Raw genomic sequence first — 19,347 nt, 5'->3', positions numbered from 1 at the left:
AGCTAAATGGCTTTCTGAGTCATGCCGGAGGAAGCAATGAGTGAAGATCTGTTTTCTTTGACATCATAGCCTCAAAATCTTTTGCTTGAATTGATACGCTAAAATAGTCACCTTGCATCTCACGGAAGCCCATTTCATATAGCATTTTTGCTTGTTCACGCGTTTGTATTCCTCCGGCGAGCAAACGAAGGTTTAAGCTTTGACTAAGCGAAACGATTGCAGTAGCTATAGCTGCAGTATCCGGATCTGTAGTGATTTCGTCTACGAAGGACCGGTCCATTTTAAGTGTATCAATAGGCATTTTTTTTAAATGCATTAATGTGAAATTTTCTTTCCCAAAATCTGAAATAGTCAATTTAACACCTATATTTTTGAGTTGTTGTAAGCAAGCTATTGTCGTTTCCAGATTTACCATTGCTAAACTATCAGTGATCTCAATCTCTAACAACTCAGGTGCTATTTTTGTCTCTTGGAGCAATTTTGTGAGATTTTTCAAAAATAATGAATCAATTAGTTGAGCCAGCGATATTTTCACACTTATATTAATAGTAGAAAATCCTTTATCCATCCAAGCCTTTCCTTGAATACAGGCTGAACGTAACAACCACCACTCTACTGATGGAACAAGTCCAGATTCTGATGCTAAAAGGTATATTTCTTCAGCATTACGAATCCCTTGGTCCGGTACGTTCCATTGGATTGTTGCTTCTACCCCTGTTATCACTTTTTTCAGAATATCTATTTTAGGTTGAAAAAGAAGTTGTAATTGATTATTTTCAATCGCTCTTGTAAGAAGGCGCTCCATTTTTCTTTTCCTGATATTAGACGAAAGTAATTCTTCATCATAGAAGACATACCCGTTTTTCCCATTTTCTTTTGCCTTGTACATCGCTATATCCGCATTCTCAATAATCTCTTCAGTATGTCTCCCATGATCCGGATAAATAGCAATCCCTACACTTGCTGAGATTTCCAATTCATGTTCACCAATTTTAAATGGAGTGGCCAAGGCTGCAATGATCTTTTCCGAGAGTGATTTCAAGAGTTGCGGAGATCGGTTATTTGGTAGAATTACCGTAAACTCATCACCGCCTATCCGAAAGAGAAAAAACTCTTCATTTTTCCGAAGAGTACACATTCGTGCGCTAACTTGGCATAAAAGATCATCACCATATTGGTGTCCATAAGTATCGTTCACTTGCTTAAAATGATCGAGATCAAGAAACATTAACGCTACTTTTGAATCTGAATTAGAGGCATTTTGAATGGACTGCTCTAAATACTCATAAAACAGCGATCTATTAGGCAATTTGGTTAAAGGATCTTGGTTAGCCTGGTGGAAAACATCTTGTTGATAATCCTTCATTAGATTGAGAATGCTATTTATGGAAGCTCCCATTAAAGTAATTTCATCCTTCTTCAGGGGTAGCGGGAATCGTAAATTGATATTCCCGGTTAATTGAACATGATCGAGATGCTCCCATAAATTTCGTAGTGGCTTAAAAAGAAGAGCATGTAATACAAAAGCTTGTATCACTAGCATTGTTACTCCAACCAAGATCTGCAATGATACCCTACCAGGGATCATTTCATTGATTGCTAAAGCGCAGCTGTTGATAATAAAAATAATAAAAATTATTCGATATTGAAGTTTCATTTCTTATCACCTTCTATGTTGCGTCTTCATTCATCAGATAATGTCTATCTGCAGTATCCCCACCCAAATAAATAAAGCGCCCATCGTGTACTCCCGCTTCCAGGTACTGACAAAGTGCAACATATAACTTTGGCTTACCTGAAATAAAGTATTCCACTTGTTCGCCTTCTTCAGAAAGTGCAGTTGCGAGTTTAATAGCGATTTCACGAGCACTTTTAATTCCTGAACTAAGATAGGTGTCTACTTGTTGGGCATACAAAAAGAAGACAGGTTCAAGCACCGAAGGCTGAGAGAACAAATCCATCTGAAAATATGATTCTTTCATATTCATCCTCCTTATCCCCAAAAATCGATAAACGATTTTAAGAATTGGAAAAGTTACTCTGTTTTAAAAAAAGTGAAATCATTAAACGCTAACAGACCTTCGAACTCTACCTTTCCATCAAACAAAACGTTTCCTTCGTTCGTATATATCACTCCGATACCTAATAACTGATCTCCTGAAATACGCCCCTTAAATGTGGTACCATCAGGAAGTCGTAATTTTCCAGTATCCAAAGTTTGAGTGCCAAAAGTTCCTTCATAAAATACTTTCCCGTGTTCTTTTAATATCCCCGTAACGATACTGGCCTTCTCAAATCTACCTTCCAAGGTTATTCCCCTCTCGGCACTGAGTTCCATCACACCTTCTCCATGGGGAAGACCATTTACCCATTGCCCTTCATAAAGGATCGTCATATCCTGTGCGAATAATGTACCATGACCGTTTGGCTCCTTTTCCGTGTTCTGTTCTCCTATGTAGACAGACCCCCAGAAGAAACCAATGCCCATCGTTCCTGGTAATTTTTTAGTCTCGTGTTCAACATAAATTCGAATTGGTTCTAGATGACCATCATCCTGTGGACTTTCAAAATCAATTCGAACTGTTTGATCCTGCGAAACCCATTGATTCGTTGCTCCGATTTCTTTTACGAAGGAAAGCGGGACATAGGTTGTCTTCTTCCGAACAACGACCGGTGCCCCCATGTTTTTTCGCTTTCCATCTAGAACGAGATACCGAGACCCCTCTTCCATATCTTTACCGGCATAGAGCAGTATGGTTTTGTTTCCCTTTCTGATTAATACATGTGCCGTACTATCTTCATATTCAATTTCCATACCTAAATGAGTAACAATCTGTCGTAATGGCACCATAGTTTCACCGTTTAGGCGAAAGGGTGCATAAGAAGAGAAATCTAATTTTTTTCCGTTAATTAGAATATTAATGGGTGTGTTCACCTTCTTCTGAAGAATTGTGGATGATTCGGCTGTACATCCGGCAAGTAACAGGACGGAAGTAAGCCCAAATGCAATGCTAATCATTTTCATTAACTTCGACTCCTTTATTTGTCTGTGTAATTTCAGATTCTGAGGCTTTCATTGGTTATTTAATTGTAATTTTATTGTACCTGAACGCCCATTTTTTGTAAACAATTGATTACAGTATAACTGTAATCAATATTAGGTAATGTTAGAAAATCAAAAAAAATTATCATTATCGATCCATGGAACAAATATCACCGTCAGAATACTCTCCTTATGCAGCATCAGTATATTGAATTTCAATTCCCTGAACTAAACACGATCGTCCACAGCTGGGCAGGGTGTCCGATTCTAAATTGTTTCGTCTGTTCCGTCTGTCCTTCATCTTTTAGAGCATACCGAGTCACATTTCAACCACAATGTATGTGGAATGGTGACCAATGCATAATTCTAATTCCGCTCAGTCCCGAGTATCCAAGGAAGCGGGATTACGGCAGCCGAAAATATGACTTCTATATTCTGACTATTGGAGCAAAGTCGAATACGTTTGGAGTTTCTAAACCTCAACAAAAAGATAATTTAATTACCAGAACACAAAGCTTTGTTTCTATGAATCATAAATATTTACAAACCAAAAAGAGTGTACCTGAGAGTCGTATTCCGAAGTTGACTGGAAGGGATTAATCAGCATTCCTGACATTTATTTTTGGGTTGCAAACTAAGGATAAGATGCCATTGACTATTCCTTTACTTTCCTTTACCGTGAAGTAAAGTAAAGGAAAGTAAAGATTGGAGGGGTACTAATGCCAAAGGTTTCGAGTAAGGGGCAAATCAGATTTCCCGCTCGTTGGCTGAAAATCATGGGCGGAATAAATACTGGGGAATGGGTGTTCTTTCATATCCATAAAGAAGATCAAATCGTTTACGTTACGAAAGATAGCGGTCACAGCAGTTTTTGTACGCAAATGCTTGGGAATAGCGTTCTGACGATCCCTAATGACATTCGCAAATTGTTTAATATTAAGCCGGGGGACGATCTGGAACTCGAATACGATGCTGATAAGGAAGCACTCTACTTCAAAAAACATTCAACGTTGTTGACATGCCCTACATGTGGTGGCCACGGTACTGTAAGCAACTGGAGAAGAAACGCATTATCAAGTATCGATCTCAATCAAAGAACATGAGTTTCAGTAAGTAACGCAAAAGCAGGCAAATTGTTGAATAGGAGGATGTCCAATACTTCTTGGACGTGAAATTGGGAGTTTTCCTTGGAGGCGAACATAACCGAGTACTAGTCAACAAATTATTATACATATAGAACGTTTATCCGGTCGTTACACACTGACGCTCCAGAATGGCCATCGCAGTGTGTCAGCTTGACAACAAGGATAATTGACCAGGAGATCTATTTGAGCTGCCAAGAAGGGGGATTCGGACTTTCTTAATGGTTTCAGCTAGCATCCGAGCTGAATCGAGACGAAATGATCGAGCTAACCCACTTTCAAGAAAAGAGATAAACAGATAAAATCGAAAAAACAATGGGCTTAATTAAAGATCGATTTGGAGAGACTTGGATCTTCCGAGCACCAGCTGATTGACTCCAGCAGGTCAAGCTACCGAAAGAGTTGGAAGAATAGGGAGACATTATATATAGACCCTCTGGGGCTCCTCAGGGGCCTATTTTTCGTTAACAGAAACTACTCACGAATTTTTTCACAATTTCTTTTTGTTTTCCGGTCTGCAACTGGTGAACAAAGTCCAAAATCAAAATTGTAATCAGGTCATCCAAGGTCATTTGAAACGGAGCATACATCTGTTCTAAATCATACAATATGATCTCTGCGCGTAAGGCTACTTTACGAGGTATCTCGAGCTGCAGTTCAAAATATCTACGGCGCCGTACCCGCTCCCGCTCTCTAAGCGCATTATGTCCAGGTGCAACCTCCACCCATTCTTTCACTTTTTCTTTCGTCGATAGATATTCTGCTCTTCTGCTCATTAGATTGTTTTTCAATTCTTCCAATTTCGTATTCGTAGATGTGACACGAAGAAAATCTTTTACAAGCAGTGCGGTCAATTCAATCATTGAAACTTCATATTCCCGATCAATAGATTCCATAACATCTTCTAGAAAAACTTCAGCTCGAAGAAGATCATATTCAGGTATTTTTATATTCACTGGGATATATGGATTTTTCTTTGTGGTTGAGGAGAAAATTGTACTAAACAAACTCTTCGTTTGAGATTGTAGTGTTCGAACCTGCATCCCTTCTAATTCTGATCGAATAATAGAGTGTTTCGACATATATATTAACCCCCATAGGAAAAGTTATTTTCGTTTTTTCTTATTCTATGAATATGCTTTACTACCCAGGTTTAATTCCTATATTTTTTGGAAATGCTAGAATAGTAAATCGAGTCCATATAGGAGGTCCTATTATGAAGAATCAATCAACATCACTAACGCGCGGTGATGCACTATCATTTGCGAAATTATTGAAATCTTCCAGTAGGGAGTTAGGCATAAAGGGTCATATTCTTAAACCAAGCAAAAGCAAAAAAACTACTAAATAGACGCAAAAAAGATGTGCCGGACTCTTATAGCCAGCACATCTTTTTTTCATTAGCATGAAGCTAAAGTTCTCTACTTATTTTATTTCCTTAAAGAATCACACTACATTTACAAACAACAACAGTAAGACTTGAACAGATTACAGTACCAAGACAATACCCTATATCATAAAAGAAAAACTATACCATCTTGTTCTTTGTTTTCTTGCGCAACTCAATCCTATCCAAAATATAAGGAATCAAGGAAATTCCTATAATTATACCGCTACCAATTAAAGAAACCTGCATAGGAAGATCGCTACCCATTATTCTTAAAGCAGTTCCAGCACTCATACTTAAAATAAAAAACATTAGACTGCAAAAAATTCCAAACAATACAATAATCATATTTACCCTCTTTTCAATTGTATTACCAGGTACCGGTCATTTCCATATCCCAACTCATGCTGCAGGAGAACCTTGTTGCCGCCAGAACATATGGATAATTACTCATTATGTCTCTTTCAACCTACATTCTTTTTTTCTAATAATGATTTCGTTTTCCAATGAAAGCCTGAATATATTCATTTCTTGTATATTTATATTGTGCAACAATAAAAACACTGGTTCATTTCTGTACTGAATAATCACTTCTTCATCACTTATTTGCTTCAAATGGGGCAAGATCTCCTTAATTTCAAGCACGGTTGTACCTTGATTAATTTCGTGTAAATCTTGATATACATTATAGTTGCCAGCTTCATTTTCAAAAATATAATAATCATTTCCAACTTTATGTCCTTTTAAAGCGAAACCATTGTTATTAATTTTCATAAATCATGCACTCCTTATATTCAATACTGAGATCTCTCCATGGTTGCTTATCGTGTGATATGTACCCCATCTTACGATTTGAAGGAGATTCGATGAATCCAAAGGATCTATTTTCATTGCGGCTGTCTATACCTCCAGAGAAGCAGCAGGGTCAGTCCAGTACGGTGCGAATTGATGCCATTCTCCGTAATCCGGTTCGTTCTTCGGGCGGTTGAATCACCATCTATTTCTGTAGAAGCTATCGAAGTGTTTCTCTGTTCTGCCGATTACAACCTCTACTATGGCATCGTCCAGTTCTAATTCGCTCATAGACTGTGACTGTGTTCATGTCGGGATCTTCATACTGCGTAAAAAAGTATTTAATCTGTATCCTTAGGAAATTTAATTCTAATTCGCTCTATAAAAGATAGTGCTGCAATTACTCCAGTTGCCATTAAAAGAGATAGAATGAATTTCCACACTGTTAAGTCCCCACTTTTAGCAGCTGAAAATATCATAAACGGATACGTTACAACCACAAGTGTAATACAAGCTTTATTGAAAAAATTCATTATGAACACAACCTTTTTTTTATCTACTTCTCAGTTTAGATCTACTTTTAATTTCATTAATGCTATTACTTCCAGCTAATCCACTCCACAGTGACTTCATATAACCAGTAACGGTGACAGCATGAGGAACTACCTCTTCCAACTATCCATCACAAAACATAGAAATAACCTTACACTCGCGTTCCTTTCTTACGGTCCCATTTACCAGGCTCATAAAATGATGGTGCAGATTTGTAGTTTTCATCAACTCGTGCGGATCCGGGAGGTGTCTGGATATCAAACGTCTTACGGAAACCGACTTTAACTGGTTCTGATTTAACAAGATTCGGTCTATACTTTGGTTTTTTCCTAAATAATTTGAACATAAGAACACTCCCGGAATTTATTTACTTCGCTATATGAGTCTTCTAATCCATGTCTTCGCAATGCATCACATAGTATCTAACGAATGTTCGTAATGATTTTACCAATTCGCTCGTCGACCTTGTCACGCAAAAACAGTAAGGCTTTTAATGAAATTAACTCATCTTTGAGCATTTGGTTTTCTGCTTTCAAATTCCGCACTTCCTCACTCAACGCTTGTTTGTTCATGCCTTTCAGCCCCTCCTTGTTGCGCTTTATGCGTTTACTATTCACAGAACCGAAGCATTGCTTGGTCATTTCTATTTATTTTTGTTTTTTAACTCGAAAAGTATTTCGAGTAGAGTTGCAGTGATGACCGCTAATAAAACAGCAATTGTAGTTTCATAATGAGAAAACCCATATTTATTGGATATTACTGCAACACAGATACGCTTGCCCTACACCCAATTCTCCATACTCTGCCTTCAGATCATAATCATAGTGTTCGCAAATCGCTCGGATACCTAGTGCGATATGATACTGATTGTGTTCTGCTGTTTGGCATTCGTTCGCCTTTTCAATGCAGGTAGATAACTTGGCAATAAACGAACTTTCCTTTGAAGCAGCCTCTTCATTTTCACTTGTTAGCTTGTCAAATTTATCTGCTTTAGTTTTGATAGCTTGGAAACTTTCATAACTGATCGTTACTGTGGCATCTTTCATTTCTATCATCGTCCTTTCAGTGTCCTCTTTCTACAGAGAAACTACTCGTTCCAACAAAGCAACTGAGGTCCGCTGTATTTGAAATCAACCAGCCATTCTCCGAAGGTCATTTCGTCAAACCCGCGTCCGTCCCCACACTCGAACCTTCCTTTTTGTTCTGCCGGAGTAACTTCTACTACCGGTTCTTCGCCTTCTGAATAGTAATTTGAACCGACCGCCTTCAGATGGTGTTGTACCGCCTGTTCTTGCGTTACAGCAGCAATATAATCATCATTAATTTTGAAAATATTCCAGTAGATAACGCGTTCTGCATGCAAGTCTGATTCGCAGAAATCCCTTGCTTCTTCTCCTGCTTTCCGGGATCTGGACAAATCGTTCAACGCAGCCTCAATATATACGTCGGATACCGTAAACAAGACAGGACATTCTCCAGAAGCAACAATCTGTTCCGCCTTTTCTTTCGTGATAATTTCACCGTTGTAGTTTATGTAGCGTCCTGGGAGCAGATCAGATAATCCTACATTATTCATTATTTATTTCCTCCTTGGTTTTTGTTGAATAGTTTTTGTCAATTGCATTCTATCTGTTGGGAGAGGAGGGCTATTAACCCTCTATGTCCCTGTATCTCCGAACTGGGTAATATACTTTTACTTTGTAGCTATATCGTTAAATATGATGTATAGCATCCCAGCAAATATAAGTACTGCCATAATGATCGAAAAAATCATGCCTTTCTTATCTATGTCCTGCATTGTTTAAACCTCCTTCATACGCTGTATGAGTCTACTGCTCAGTATCTTCGTACTGTTTTGGTTGATCTGGAATTGTAATCGGTGTCCAATACGTATGATAATCTGGCCAACTTAAATCTAAAGGTGTGCCGACATACGGCGGTTCTTCAATCGGGAATTTCCACCACAATACATCTCCAAAGCCTTCATTCCATTCATCGATTGACTTCGGTTCTAATGATTCCTCTAACTCTCCAAGTCTTTTTACTGCCATGTTGTAGTTAAAAAAAGAATCATAGTTGTTAAATTCCCCTGTTATTGGCTTATGGTCTTTCAGTGTGTATTGGAAACAACCTATCGTTTTCTTGGTTACTCGGTTCACTTAAATTCACCTCATCTTCGGACTGCGTCACACAATTCAAACTGTCCGTCTACAGAAAACCGTGTTATACTTCCAATAAATGCCTGTAGGCGGTGGTCAACAATGTCAGATTATAAAGAGATTGAGACTTACAAAGAGATTCAGATATTGCAATATGATACCGAAGATGGTTATAGGGCTGATTTCGGCACCAAACGCTCAAAGTTAGTTCCAACTGTCCAGGATGTTAGGGAGTTAATAGATTTCTACCAGACTCCTGATAAATGGAGTGCTGAATAAGAAATGCATCTTAGGCGTTCCGACGATGGAACGTCTTTCTTATGTCCTCACATCTTCGTACTACGCAACAAAACATTCATAGAAGTACATTGGCTCATAGATTCTCTTTTAGCCATTCTAATGCTTTACTATTTATATTTTGAAAATCGAATCTTCCGGAACGGTAAGCAAACTGCATTAGATGATCGTAATCACCTAAATCCTCGTTATAAACTAAAACATGAACAAATATCTCCCCGGCCCAATTTGGATCGAACCTCCATTTGTATTTTTCGACCCCCCATTCCTTTAAAGTTGATTGAATGAACTCAACAAAAGATTGCGATGTAGCAGCTAATATCGGAACAAAATCGATCATTTTATACACCATCCTATTCATTAGTAATTTAGAAAGTCTCTTCATTTAAGAACCATCCTTTCATTTTAACTTCGCTAATTTGACTACTAATTCTTTTCGCTCTTTTCATACTTTTTTATAAGAAATGTTACGATTTGCATGATGATATACGCGCCACAAAGGATGTAAAATAATTTATCAAACTCAATATACTCCTTATAAATAAAACCAATAATACTAATGAACAAAACAATTATAGACGTTTCCATTGGTCTATTTAGCATATACTGATATTCCTTTCCTTTACTATTTTTTCATGGACCTCCACACCAGTTGTCGTATAAATCATTGTCATTTCAATTAATCTGAGCCACTAAAACATCCCGAATCTGAACCTCCACCACTATCATGACCTCCACTCCCATCACATCCTACGCTGCTGTGGTCATGCTGAGAGTGATGGGAGTGGTGTAAACCACTATCGTTTACATGATGACTGTTTTCGGAATGTCCATGAGACTTATGCGAAGATTCATACGAATTTGCATTGGCTATTAACAAAATTGTATTCAGATCATCTAGGCGATTTGTGGAATTAGGATCTGTGACACTTCCATTGCGTCTTGTAGCTTTATAGGAATCGTACAATGGAGAACCCAATCCACTGCGAATTTTTGAAGTGATTTCTAATGTACTATCTATACCCGGGTAATCTCTCTTACTTCGACTTTTAGACTTAGTTGATATATATTTACTCAATACCATAGAGATTGCGAATAAGAGAATACATGCCACCACTGCACCCATCACCGTAGGAAAATAATCCATTATTTATACCTCCCTTTATTTGTCCTCTCATTGTTCACTAACTTATCCAAGTTCCTGTGACGTGTTCAGCCCAATGTTTCAATTGGGGATTCTGATTTTTGTAATGATGAAAAATATCAATTTCATACTCTGTAGCTTCTCTTTTGAAGAACTCTGCAAGCCAATCATTTTTATAAATAGAATCAAATTGATTATCTACTAAAAGCATAGTTTCCGTTACATAAAACTGTTTTTCCACCTCTATCGTTGAGTTTTCCCTTACTGACAAAACATGAATAATATTTGTTTCAATAACTCCATTTTCATTTTTATGATCTATCGCATAGAATCCACCTGTTAAAATCTCCACTTCAATCAGCTCCTTTTATTACATAGTTTGTGTCCACACTCTTATATAGCTGTATATGTTTTCAAACCAAATTCATCAATTGCATAATAATTTAGGAATTCCCCATTTTCTTTTTCAATTTTTTCTATACCTAAATCAAAGCATTCATCGGCAGTCGGGGCTTCAATGATACATCCAAAGTTCTCATTATCCTTTACATAAAGAAATTTCATTTTTTCCAAAGCCCCACTCCTTCATAGTTTGCGTCTTACGTTCATCCGATCTCCGAACTTTTTCACTTAGTCTTATAAAATACATGATGTGAATCATGTTCCCGATCATTTCCTTGAATAAAAATAATCTTATGTATAGTAATATTTTGTTTTCCAGTGAAATCATTTAATTTTTCCCAACCGTTATATCCGTTATAAAAAACTGATAGTTTGCAACCGCTAATATCTTCTCCATACCTCATACTTTTTCAAGCTATTATTGTCCATAGATACACGCTCCATTTTTTCATTTTGATGCTTCGCAATATACGTCTACTATTCATTAAAAAAATTATTACGTCCATTATTTAAAGTTACTTTCCATGTATTTTAAAAATCTAGTCCTCTGTTCAGGAGGTATGCCGCGGACAAACTCCATTTTTTCAGATTTATTCAAACTCTCGAATATCTCTGCAAAGGCTTTCTGATCTTCAGGTTTTAAAGCTAGATTCCCAAATTCATGTGTCTGAATTAAACTTCTAGTCAAATTTATAAGTGAAATCGATGAAATATTTATTTTCCTTGTTTTGCTCATTTTATCTCCTTTAGTAGTCCAATTTCATCGTAATGCGCAACGAAATATTCCTTAAGCTCTTTCGATAAAGGTTGTATCCCTCTTTCTTTAACCATGGTTCTGTATACGTTGATATTTTCCTCTGTTGTCAGCGGAAGATCCATTCTATATGTATTTCAAAATAGAATATAAGTGTCTGGATATCAGTTTGGAGTCCTATATGCGTCTACTCTACTTTCTCTGCCTGTTCATCGCTGGTGCACGCACTACATAAATCATGTTCTTCGTTCATCCAGGAGCAAGGGCCATACTCATTCACGCATGCGTTATTATCTGTACATCCGCATACCTTACATTTGCCAACTGGAAATATGATCATTAAACATACATCCTTTCAATCTAATTCAAATTAATTCACTTCACCGCAGCCTTAAGATCTTCCGCACCAGGAGTCGTGCACTGTGCATTAACTGACTTCCCGAACCCACAAATTTTTTTTCATTGTTGGGTGCTTATCTGTCCGTTTACGACTCTTACTCCCCCAAGAACCACCTTCACTACTGCGCTCCAATGTAAAATTTGACGCTCTCATTGAAGCACCATTCTCAGAAGCTAGTGTATAAGTTATTACTCTTGTATATCCCATAGCCTTAGCTACACGACACGCAGCTGCGTAGAGTATACTAATTCCATTTTTATACACATCTCTCACGCAACAACGCGTAACTTCAAGGGTTAGTCCATTGTCCTGGTGTCTTGATACTGGGCGACCTGCTATAATAACACCCAATATTTTATGACCGTCTGTCAAACCTATTGAAAATTTATGGCCTTGAGGAGCTATATGATGGCGATGTTCCAGGTCTACAAATTTCTGAGCATCTTTTAGTGAGATTGGACGCACTCGTAATCTGATTTTTTTAGCACCATAATATTCATGAGCATAATCTTCTGCAGCAGGGATACTTTTGAATGAATCAGAAATCAATTCATAGTTTTCCTCTTCAAGATTCCATCGCCCTTCTTCTCGCAGTTGTTCTTCAGATAGTACTATGAAACTATTTGATTGATTAATAAATAGCCAATACCACATACATATCATCCCATTTCCTGCACTATATGAAGTCTCCTAGATCCTTTTGAGTAGAACCTATCTCCATTCATCAGAACCTTCGTTCCTGCACGTAAATCAGAATGCCGTCCTGGTACAGGTCTGTCATGTGAAATCCTATCAATACTGTTGGAAACGGTAATGGACCATATTGGCACGCTTCACAACTGCTGTACTTTACTTCGACTGTGCTCTGTTTCCATTCTGCTGTAGGCTTATTTGGTCTGACGTAATACCAGTAATTTGCTTTATATTGCACATGTTTTATAGACTCTACTACTTTCCGACAGTAATCACATTGGAAGGGCAAGAATCCATCAAAAATATCTCCTTGACCATCTACAGGTCTATCCTGTCTGTACCAGTTAAATCGTTCATGGTCAATTACCTCATAAACATTACCGTACATCCCTCGCACAAACTCCCACCGCATACCAGATTCAACCTTATTTGCAGATCGTCGTTGCGCTCTTTGATCCGCTCGAACATTAAGCTTGATACCTGTATTCATACATGTGTAGGGCATTCTTCCATTCACATCCTATCCGAAAGTGTTCCTCAAACTGGACTCACTAATTAGCATTTCTCTTTTAAAGAGCAGCATTCTGAGCCATAGGTGTCAGTGCTATGATTACTTTCACCAACGTGGTATTCCTTATGAAACGGAGACCAATGATAGGAACGTCCGTTTTCACAAATTACATCGGCTCGACTACATCTGCATTGCATTGTAATCTTCCCACCACAAATCCTACAGACTTTTTTTGTGTAGATTCCATATCATTACCTGGCATATCAAAAATTCATCCTTCCTAGTTATCTGAATTATTGCTTTGTAACTGATTGATCCAACGCCAGGTCTACTCTATCATAATTTCATTTCCAAATTTTACAATACGCATGCCATTTCGATATGTCACTCGATTCCCTTTTCCAATCCGGTCGGGGTTTATTTATTTACTCCAAATGCAATACAGTCAAATGAAATAAAATCTTTATTCATTTCAAATAATTCCTTTAAAATACCTCGAGTTAATTGATTTAGGGTAATTTCTATATAGCCATTAATGGGATAAACCGGGGTTTTCAATAAAGGTATTTCTACAATCTTTTTACTCGAATCGCAAACTTCACATTTAAATATATTTTCTTCATTAAGTATTTTTGATTCTTCATTTTGTATATGATAAAAAGTATTTTGGTTAAGATCAAAAATTACTGTTCCTAATTTCATTTCACTTACAATATCCATTGCGTCTTCATCATCTTTCGCATCAATTACACCGACAATCACATTAATAAGATATTCATTATATTGATACACTCCATAAACGTTGACTTTTTTCATTATTAGCACTCCTTATAATCTAATAATCATTTAGTTACCATAAGACCGCTAATTCAGATTCATGAAACCAATTAAAATCTTTTTTTAATAGGGCGTTCAGCAGCTCACCTGTCATATTAATTTCAGAAGACTCAGGCCCTAACGAGTCGCGCTTATCTTTAATTAAATGTTTGCACTTTGGATAATCATGAAACAAAACAACTTGAATTGAGCTATCATCTATTTTACGAAGAAAGAAGGGACATCCATTAAATACGCTTTCAAGATTCTCCTCCATGTTAATCTTACTATCAGGTATGTTAAGACTAAGGTAAAACTCCCGTTTAATCTTCAACTCTGTTCCGCATAGAGCACAATAATATGCATACTTATCTTCATGTTTGCTTTTATTGCAATTGGGACAATATTTTCGCAGTTCTTCATTCATATAAACAGCCATCCCCTCTGACAATATAGTATTTATTGAAGATCATTAAACTAGTTATTTACATTTTTCAACAAATCCGTTCATTATTAAATTGTAGACTATTTCTAATTCCTCACCCTCATTTGCTAATCCACTAAAATGAACACTCGATGTTTCAATTGTTATTTTTCTACTATCCAACCAGACTTGTAATTCTAAATAATCTTTTGGGAATTTTTCTTCTTTAAGATACTGTATGATATAAGCATTTTCTTCGTCATTCAATTTAAATCCGTATTCAGGACAATTAACACTGAATTCTACCCATTTGTCTTCTTTTATTCTCAGCAAATTAATGTATTCTCCTTATTCATTGAATATCATTAGAAGTCCTTATTGAAATTTCATTAAATTATTTCCAAACCAGTAAATGTCGGAGGACAAGAACATATATCCTTAAAGGACAAGAACATGTATCTATTGTCGTAAGTATGCCTCTTTTCATACAAAAAGAACACTGATATCGATTAATCAGTGCTCTTTTAGAAATTGTATTTTTTCACGTATGCATCAACATAGTTTTTTAAATCACTACCCTTGTAATTTATTGCTACATCTAAAGGAGTAAATGGCTTCATCCTTGAGATATTTCTTCTCTTTTTCATTGTATTATTCGGGCAGCTATACTTAGGATATACCATTACTTCTGGACTAACATATAACTCTAATGTGAGTGTTCTCTCTGATTTTTTGAAATGGTTTGTTGTATATTTAAATGCAAGTTTTGTTTGCACTGATGAAACTATTTGTTGAACATCGTTCCAATTTACTCTCTTTTCGCGCTTCAAAACGTTTTCGGCACAGTTCAGCCAGGCATAAAATAATTTAATTCCAAATCGCAACGTCCATTGATCGTGAACCCAAAACAATGCATCTTTATTTATCCCTCGCTTTTTCTCACTTTGTGTGATGAATTCCTCAAATAATGTTTTGATCTCATTAGTAATAAAATCTGTGGCCAGTTCAAATCCACTCTTCTTAGTTCTAGAAATATCATCGCCCCTTGTGTTTTTACGGTGGAAATATTCTAGTTTTAGAAGTGTCTTTCTCCAGTTAACGTAGGCGTATGCATATGGGCATATTGTGGGAAATTCCTCATCTTCGTTTTTTAATAGATTCCAAAATTGATGTATACAATGTTTGTGACTTTTCAAAAGCGTCTTTCTTATGTAACGATCAACAGTATGAAAAATGTTTATGTTACGTGAATATAGTTCTTTGTTGAAATGTGAGTGGTAGCTTAAATCATCTAGTTTTATCAAGTTTTTATCATAAGAAAAATGTTCTGTTGCTATTTTAGGAGAGGATTCAGTTACTAAATTGATGTTACATTGATCAGGTAAAAATAAATATCGACTCTCCTCACTTCTGCTTTTTGACAACCAATTGATTACTGATATGTCATTGATCCTTATTTGAGTATTCCAGTTGTTCCATAATTCATTAGAAAAATCAACCAATTTGTAACCACACTTACATGTAAATGCTTCCTGCATTCGTTCATTTGATAAAAGAAATGGAAATATAGTTTTACATTGAGGGCAGGACTCAAACAATGGACAATTATGATATGGGCATTTTTCTATTAATCGAAATTGATGAAGCCAACTGTGGTGTCCAACACTCAGGCACTCGTTACACCATCTTAGTTGGGGAAAAAACCATGACGACGAATTAGAATGTCCAAAATAATCCAATGGAGATATTATCTTCTCTATTGAAGATTTAACTTTTTCAACAAACTTGTAATTAAATACTTCTGTTAACAATTCCTCATCAAACCCGCTTAAATCAAAAAACTCTCTCCGAATGTTGCCAATCATATAACCCTTTATCGCTTTTACATCTTTACTGCCGAGAATCTTTAATATATCATCTCGGTTTACTACATTAGCTAGAGAGAGTTTTTCAAATAATGACCACGGAGATTCAAATTCATTTACCCACTCTTTTCTCCAAATAGCATTCATATTTACACCTCCTTTACACACTTATACTAAAGCCATATAAATTTCCGACTCAACATACCCCGACATTTCTATTGCTTCTTTCCACAATGCGCTTGTTAACCAAAAGTGTTGATTTCCATGAGACCCATTTTTCTTCAAGGCGTTCTCTATGCTGAAGGCGAAATACTCCATGGGTATTTCAAAATCAGCCGAAACTCCATGCTCTTTACGTAACTCACTAAATAGACTGAAAATGGTCTTTGCATCTTTTTCTAATCTTTCCCCTCTACTATATCCTTCAGGAAAGAAAAATCGGCTAAAGCTCCATCCACTTTCAACTGGATAGGATGAAATTTCCTCATCATCATAGCATTTTAAAATTAACTTCATTTCTTCGATCGTGCGAATTCCATAAAAATGATGTTCATGTGTCATGAAACGTCCGATAATCTGAGATTTCTTTTGTTCCAGGAAAAAAGTACGACGAGATAACAGCTCCTCTTGCCCGACAGAAATAACAGACATACTTATTTTCTTCCTGTCCAATTCATTATAAATATCCATAAGCCAGTTATAGTGATATTCGGTTAATCGATGAGCCTCATCCATAATTAGAATGATTCGACGCAATCTTGATTTTTCAGCTTTTTCAAGCATTAAGTTAACAATTTGACGGCGCATCTCCGCAGGTTTTCTCTTTGCAGGAAACGGGAAATTAAAATCATTAAGAAGATCCAGGAAAAATTTTTCTTCACTGGGAACTCGATAAGAATTACTATTTGCAATCAAAATGGGTAAAGGGGCTCCAAGATCCGTTGGTAGATGTTCTATAGCAAATTTTAATGCTGATGTCTTTCCAATACGAGGTCTTCCGTACACAATCATACCTGGTAATTTTTGTTTTATATACTTTTAATAATTCTTCATAGATCTCATATTCTACATTCTCTTGCTGCTGCTTTGAGATTTGTCTAGCCCTTTCTAGTGCATCATTGCGTTCTTCTGCTTCCTGAAGTGCTTTGGTTTGTTCTGCAGGCTCATTTACGCGTTTCCTATTTTTATTAGAAGCCTCTCTTACCTGTGTCACTTTATTGGCTGCTCCTCTTTTTCCTAATGTTGCATTTTTCATCAAATAATCCGTGTAAATAAATACTGGATCGTCCCATGTTGTATAATAAATGATTTTCCGCTGAACCAAAGAGTTTATAGCCTTTCTAGTCTGTAAGGAATGGGGTGTTAATGACCACTTCCCGGCAGCAGTAAGATAGTCAAACTCACTACCATCTTCCAGATAAGCTTTAACTGTACGTAGGTCATCTACATTAACATGGAGATGAAGCTCCTTATTAATCAAATGTGCTGAATGGGCCAGTTTATCACTTCGATATTCAACACCTTCATACTGGATATATGGCTTTTTACCAGATGTGTGAGATCCGCGCACGGTCCGGGTAATAACAGTTTGCATAAAAAGCACCTCTGAACGTTTCTCTTCTTCTAATTGTCTTGGGAGTAAACCATTGTTCAAACGCTTACCAAGTAATTCTAGTGGGGATTGGTGATAAATCCCTCCATGTGGCGTCCCATTATAATCAGAAATCATAACATCAATCAGCTGTTTCAAATGTTCAAATGTCATATGGTATCTAATTGCGTTCTTCTCAGGGTTCTTTCTTCTTGGATCATCAGGATTGCTTCCAGTTGTGTTTGGCAGCCGGTGAAAGCCTGTCTCCTCAAGTGTTTTGAAAAAACGCTCAATAATTCCTCTTCTCATCGGGAGTGCAACCGGTCCAAGATTAGTAGCGCACCCAATCAGATTCTTTAATCGATCCTTCACCAAATTTGCAAGATGAGACTTAGCGTTATCAAAACAAATCACATCCCACACAGCCCAGGAAGTATTTTGTGGGTATACTTCGGAAGGGAATCCTCCCAATTCTGAGTACTTCATTCCATCTATTGTGATTTGTATTTTTTCATGAGGGATTACTGAATTACGAAAACATATCATAACATCACTCGCACTGTACTCTTTGCTTAAACTTATCGAATAACCAAAAACTATACGAGTGGCTACATCAATTAATGTAAGGATCCAAAATCGATCCAGTGTGACTGATACTAAATCACCTTCTGGGGTTACTAAATCAACAATGAAGAAACCGTCTATGCGATGAGCATCAAATTGTACTTTCTGGTAGGGGTGTAAAGTTGAAGGATGGTTCTGTTCACCTTCACCGGTATGTTTAGCTCGAGTCTTGGCATCTTGCCCATAGCGTCGATTTCCTTCACCAAAGTGTAGATACGCAATGCGATTTAAGAAACGTTGTAAAGCTTTTCTGCCCATGTTCTTAGTATTAAAAGGATATTGTGATAAAGGAATTTCCTTATTTCGGCATTGCTCAATAAATTTTTTATGAATATTCAGAGGTTTCATGGCTGGTTCAAGCGTTCGACGATGAGTTCCCAGATATAAGTCTGTTATTAAGTCTTTTATGTCAGGGTGTGTCTCTAACAGCAGATTAAACTCCCCTGTTTTTCTCGATTCATTTCGGTCTTCCTTTAGTACGTCAAGTCGGTATGATTTCACCTTTTTGTACGGAATCAATGCACGAAATCCCCATACGACTCCATTTTCGTCTAGGTCTATACATCTTTTTACTAATCTTCTTAGATTCTGAGGACTTATCTGGGTGGATCGTTGAATCTCTTTCATATCCACTCGCTTAAAATACATAACGATAGCATCTCTTCGATTCACGTACCTGTTCTTTTCTATTTCAGATAATCTGGAATCATCTACAGTTGGCCAAAGATCTGGATTGACTTGTTCCTGCAAA

28 protein-coding genes are annotated in these 19,347 nt (G+C 36.9%); 4 read left to right on the top strand and 24 right to left on the bottom strand.

Going from position 1 to position 19,347, the window contains the following annotated elements:
• Positions 1 to 19: 19 nt before the first annotated feature.
• From M2444_RS22710 to M2444_RS22700, 3 genes are read right to left on the bottom strand one after another with little or no spacing between them, the layout of a single operon-like run.
• Positions 20 to 1,657, bottom strand: a complete 1,638-nt coding sequence (locus tag M2444_RS22710; RefSeq protein ID WP_280788112.1) for a putative bifunctional diguanylate cyclase/phosphodiesterase — start codon at positions 1,655 to 1,657, stop codon at positions 20 to 22.
• A 13-nt stretch (positions 1,658 to 1,670) separates the two neighbouring features.
• On the bottom strand, positions 1,671 to 1,982 hold the full coding sequence (locus tag M2444_RS22705) for a hypothetical protein (protein WP_094875918.1): 312 nt from the start codon (positions 1,980 to 1,982) through the stop codon (positions 1,671 to 1,673).
• 53 nt (positions 1,983 to 2,035) lie between these two features.
• Positions 2,036 to 3,025: a stalk domain-containing protein gene (locus M2444_RS22700; RefSeq protein ID WP_280788111.1), complete on the bottom strand. Its 990-nt coding sequence runs from the start codon at positions 3,023 to 3,025 to the stop codon at positions 2,036 to 2,038.
• A gap of 737 nt (positions 3,026 to 3,762) precedes the next feature.
• Here M2444_RS22700 and M2444_RS22695 point away from each other — a divergent pair.
• On the top strand, positions 3,763 to 4,146 hold the full coding sequence (locus M2444_RS22695) for an AbrB/MazE/SpoVT family DNA-binding domain-containing protein (RefSeq protein ID WP_094875914.1): 384 nt from the start codon (positions 3,763 to 3,765) through the stop codon (positions 4,144 to 4,146).
• A gap of 503 nt (positions 4,147 to 4,649) precedes the next feature.
• On the opposite strand, the gene M2444_RS22690 is transcribed toward M2444_RS22695, so the two are convergent.
• The gene (locus M2444_RS22690) at positions 4,650 to 5,267 is read right to left on the bottom strand and encodes a hypothetical protein (protein ID WP_280788110.1); all 618 of its coding nucleotides are present in this window, start codon (positions 5,265 to 5,267) and stop codon (positions 4,650 to 4,652) included.
• 134 nt (positions 5,268 to 5,401) lie between these two features.
• Here M2444_RS22690 and M2444_RS22685 point away from each other — a divergent pair, with 134 nt between their 5' ends.
• A complete protein-coding gene (locus tag M2444_RS22685; RefSeq protein ID WP_280788109.1) occupies positions 5,402 to 5,536 on the top strand; it encodes a hypothetical protein in 135 nt (44 codons plus the stop codon).
• Positions 5,537 to 5,713: 177 nt separating this feature from the next.
• Here M2444_RS22685 and M2444_RS22680 read toward each other — a convergent pair whose 3' ends face one another.
• Complete coding sequence (locus M2444_RS22680) at positions 5,714 to 5,920, bottom strand: hypothetical protein (protein ID WP_280788108.1); 207 nt, start codon at positions 5,918 to 5,920, stop codon at positions 5,714 to 5,716.
• A gap of 105 nt (positions 5,921 to 6,025) precedes the next feature.
• Positions 6,026 to 6,346: a hypothetical protein gene (locus tag M2444_RS22675; RefSeq protein ID WP_280788107.1), complete on the bottom strand. Its 321-nt coding sequence runs from the start codon at positions 6,344 to 6,346 to the stop codon at positions 6,026 to 6,028.
• 92 nt (positions 6,347 to 6,438) lie between these two features.
• On the opposite strand from M2444_RS22675, the gene M2444_RS22670 reads away from it, so the two are divergent.
• On the top strand, positions 6,439 to 6,561 hold the full coding sequence (locus M2444_RS22670) for a hypothetical protein (protein ID WP_280788106.1): 123 nt from the start codon (positions 6,439 to 6,441) through the stop codon (positions 6,559 to 6,561).
• Positions 6,562 to 7,338: 777 nt separating this feature from the next.
• On the opposite strand, the gene M2444_RS22665 is transcribed toward M2444_RS22670, so the two are convergent.
• The 4 genes from M2444_RS22665 to M2444_RS22650 form a co-directional block, all read right to left on the bottom strand.
• Positions 7,339 to 7,488 carry a hypothetical protein gene (locus tag M2444_RS22665; RefSeq protein WP_280788105.1) on the bottom strand — a complete coding sequence of 50 codons (150 nt, stop codon included), beginning with the start codon at positions 7,486 to 7,488 and terminating at the stop codon, positions 7,339 to 7,341.
• 174 nt (positions 7,489 to 7,662) lie between these two features.
• Positions 7,663 to 7,962, bottom strand: coding sequence for a hypothetical protein (locus M2444_RS22660; protein WP_280788104.1), 300 nt, complete (start codon positions 7,960 to 7,962; stop codon positions 7,663 to 7,665).
• A 41-nt stretch (positions 7,963 to 8,003) separates the two neighbouring features.
• Positions 8,004 to 8,492, bottom strand: coding sequence for a hypothetical protein (locus tag M2444_RS22655; protein WP_280788103.1), 489 nt, complete (start codon positions 8,490 to 8,492; stop codon positions 8,004 to 8,006).
• Positions 8,493 to 8,745: 253 nt separating this feature from the next.
• Positions 8,746 to 9,075 (bottom strand): hypothetical protein, encoded by a 330-nt coding sequence (locus M2444_RS22650; RefSeq protein WP_280788102.1) that lies wholly within the window; start codon positions 9,073 to 9,075, stop codon positions 8,746 to 8,748.
• Positions 9,076 to 9,177: 102 nt separating this feature from the next.
• Here M2444_RS22650 and M2444_RS22645 point away from each other — a divergent pair, with 102 nt between their 5' ends.
• Positions 9,178 to 9,354, top strand: coding sequence for a hypothetical protein (locus tag M2444_RS22645; protein ID WP_280788101.1), 177 nt, complete (start codon positions 9,178 to 9,180; stop codon positions 9,352 to 9,354).
• 94 nt (positions 9,355 to 9,448) lie between these two features.
• Here the strand turns inward: M2444_RS22645 and M2444_RS22640 are convergent, their stop codons facing one another.
• From M2444_RS22640 to M2444_RS22575, 14 genes are all read right to left on the bottom strand, one after another.
• Positions 9,449 to 9,712, bottom strand: a complete 264-nt coding sequence (locus M2444_RS22640; RefSeq protein ID WP_280788100.1) for a hypothetical protein — start codon at positions 9,710 to 9,712, stop codon at positions 9,449 to 9,451.
• Positions 9,713 to 10,051: 339 nt separating this feature from the next.
• Positions 10,052 to 10,519 (bottom strand): hypothetical protein, encoded by a 468-nt coding sequence (locus tag M2444_RS22635; RefSeq protein ID WP_280788099.1) that lies wholly within the window; start codon positions 10,517 to 10,519, stop codon positions 10,052 to 10,054.
• A gap of 37 nt (positions 10,520 to 10,556) precedes the next feature.
• On the bottom strand, positions 10,557 to 10,868 hold the full coding sequence (locus M2444_RS22630) for a hypothetical protein (RefSeq protein WP_280788098.1): 312 nt from the start codon (positions 10,866 to 10,868) through the stop codon (positions 10,557 to 10,559).
• Between the two features lie 41 nt (positions 10,869 to 10,909).
• Positions 10,910 to 11,089, bottom strand: a complete 180-nt coding sequence (locus tag M2444_RS22625; protein WP_280788097.1) for a hypothetical protein — start codon at positions 11,087 to 11,089, stop codon at positions 10,910 to 10,912.
• Positions 11,090 to 11,423: 334 nt separating this feature from the next.
• Positions 11,424 to 11,654: a hypothetical protein gene (locus M2444_RS22620; RefSeq protein ID WP_280788096.1), complete on the bottom strand. Its 231-nt coding sequence runs from the start codon at positions 11,652 to 11,654 to the stop codon at positions 11,424 to 11,426.
• Between the two features lie 205 nt (positions 11,655 to 11,859).
• Entirely contained in the window at positions 11,860 to 12,012 is a 153-nt protein-coding gene (locus M2444_RS22615; protein WP_280788095.1) for a hypothetical protein, read from the bottom strand.
• A gap of 87 nt (positions 12,013 to 12,099) precedes the next feature.
• Positions 12,100 to 12,726 (bottom strand): XF1762 family protein, encoded by a 627-nt coding sequence (locus M2444_RS22610; RefSeq protein ID WP_280788094.1) that lies wholly within the window; start codon positions 12,724 to 12,726, stop codon positions 12,100 to 12,102.
• A gap of 70 nt (positions 12,727 to 12,796) precedes the next feature.
• Positions 12,797 to 13,270: a hypothetical protein gene (locus tag M2444_RS22605; RefSeq protein WP_280788093.1), complete on the bottom strand. Its 474-nt coding sequence runs from the start codon at positions 13,268 to 13,270 to the stop codon at positions 12,797 to 12,799.
• A gap of 423 nt (positions 13,271 to 13,693) precedes the next feature.
• Complete coding sequence (locus tag M2444_RS22600; RefSeq protein WP_280788092.1) at positions 13,694 to 14,092, bottom strand: hypothetical protein; 399 nt, start codon at positions 14,090 to 14,092, stop codon at positions 13,694 to 13,696.
• Positions 14,093 to 14,126: 34 nt separating this feature from the next.
• A complete protein-coding gene (locus M2444_RS22595) occupies positions 14,127 to 14,519 on the bottom strand; it encodes a hypothetical protein (RefSeq protein ID WP_280788091.1) in 393 nt (130 codons plus the stop codon).
• Between the two features lie 54 nt (positions 14,520 to 14,573).
• Positions 14,574 to 14,849, bottom strand: coding sequence for a hypothetical protein (locus M2444_RS22590; protein ID WP_280788090.1), 276 nt, complete (start codon positions 14,847 to 14,849; stop codon positions 14,574 to 14,576).
• A gap of 191 nt (positions 14,850 to 15,040) precedes the next feature.
• Complete coding sequence (locus M2444_RS22585; RefSeq protein ID WP_280788089.1) at positions 15,041 to 16,528, bottom strand: TniQ family protein; 1,488 nt, start codon at positions 16,526 to 16,528, stop codon at positions 15,041 to 15,043.
• A gap of 21 nt (positions 16,529 to 16,549) precedes the next feature.
• Positions 16,550 to 17,392: an ATP-binding protein gene (locus tag M2444_RS22580; protein ID WP_084065083.1), complete on the bottom strand. Its 843-nt coding sequence runs from the start codon at positions 17,390 to 17,392 to the stop codon at positions 16,550 to 16,552.
• Positions 17,283 to 19,346, bottom strand: coding sequence for a hypothetical protein (locus tag M2444_RS22575; RefSeq protein ID WP_280788088.1), 2,064 nt, complete (start codon positions 19,344 to 19,346; stop codon positions 17,283 to 17,285). Before M2444_RS22575 ends, M2444_RS22580 begins: the two co-directional genes overlap by 110 nt.
• Position 19,347: the final 1 nt, after the last annotated feature.

The organism is Paenibacillus sp. PastF-3 (assembly GCF_029893135.1).
Classification (GTDB): Bacteria; Bacillota; Bacilli; order Paenibacillales; family Paenibacillaceae; genus Paenibacillus_AQ; species Paenibacillus_AQ nitricinens.
The sequence above is the reverse complement of the archived record's forward strand: the minus strand, read 5'-3'. Positions and strand labels throughout refer to the sequence as shown.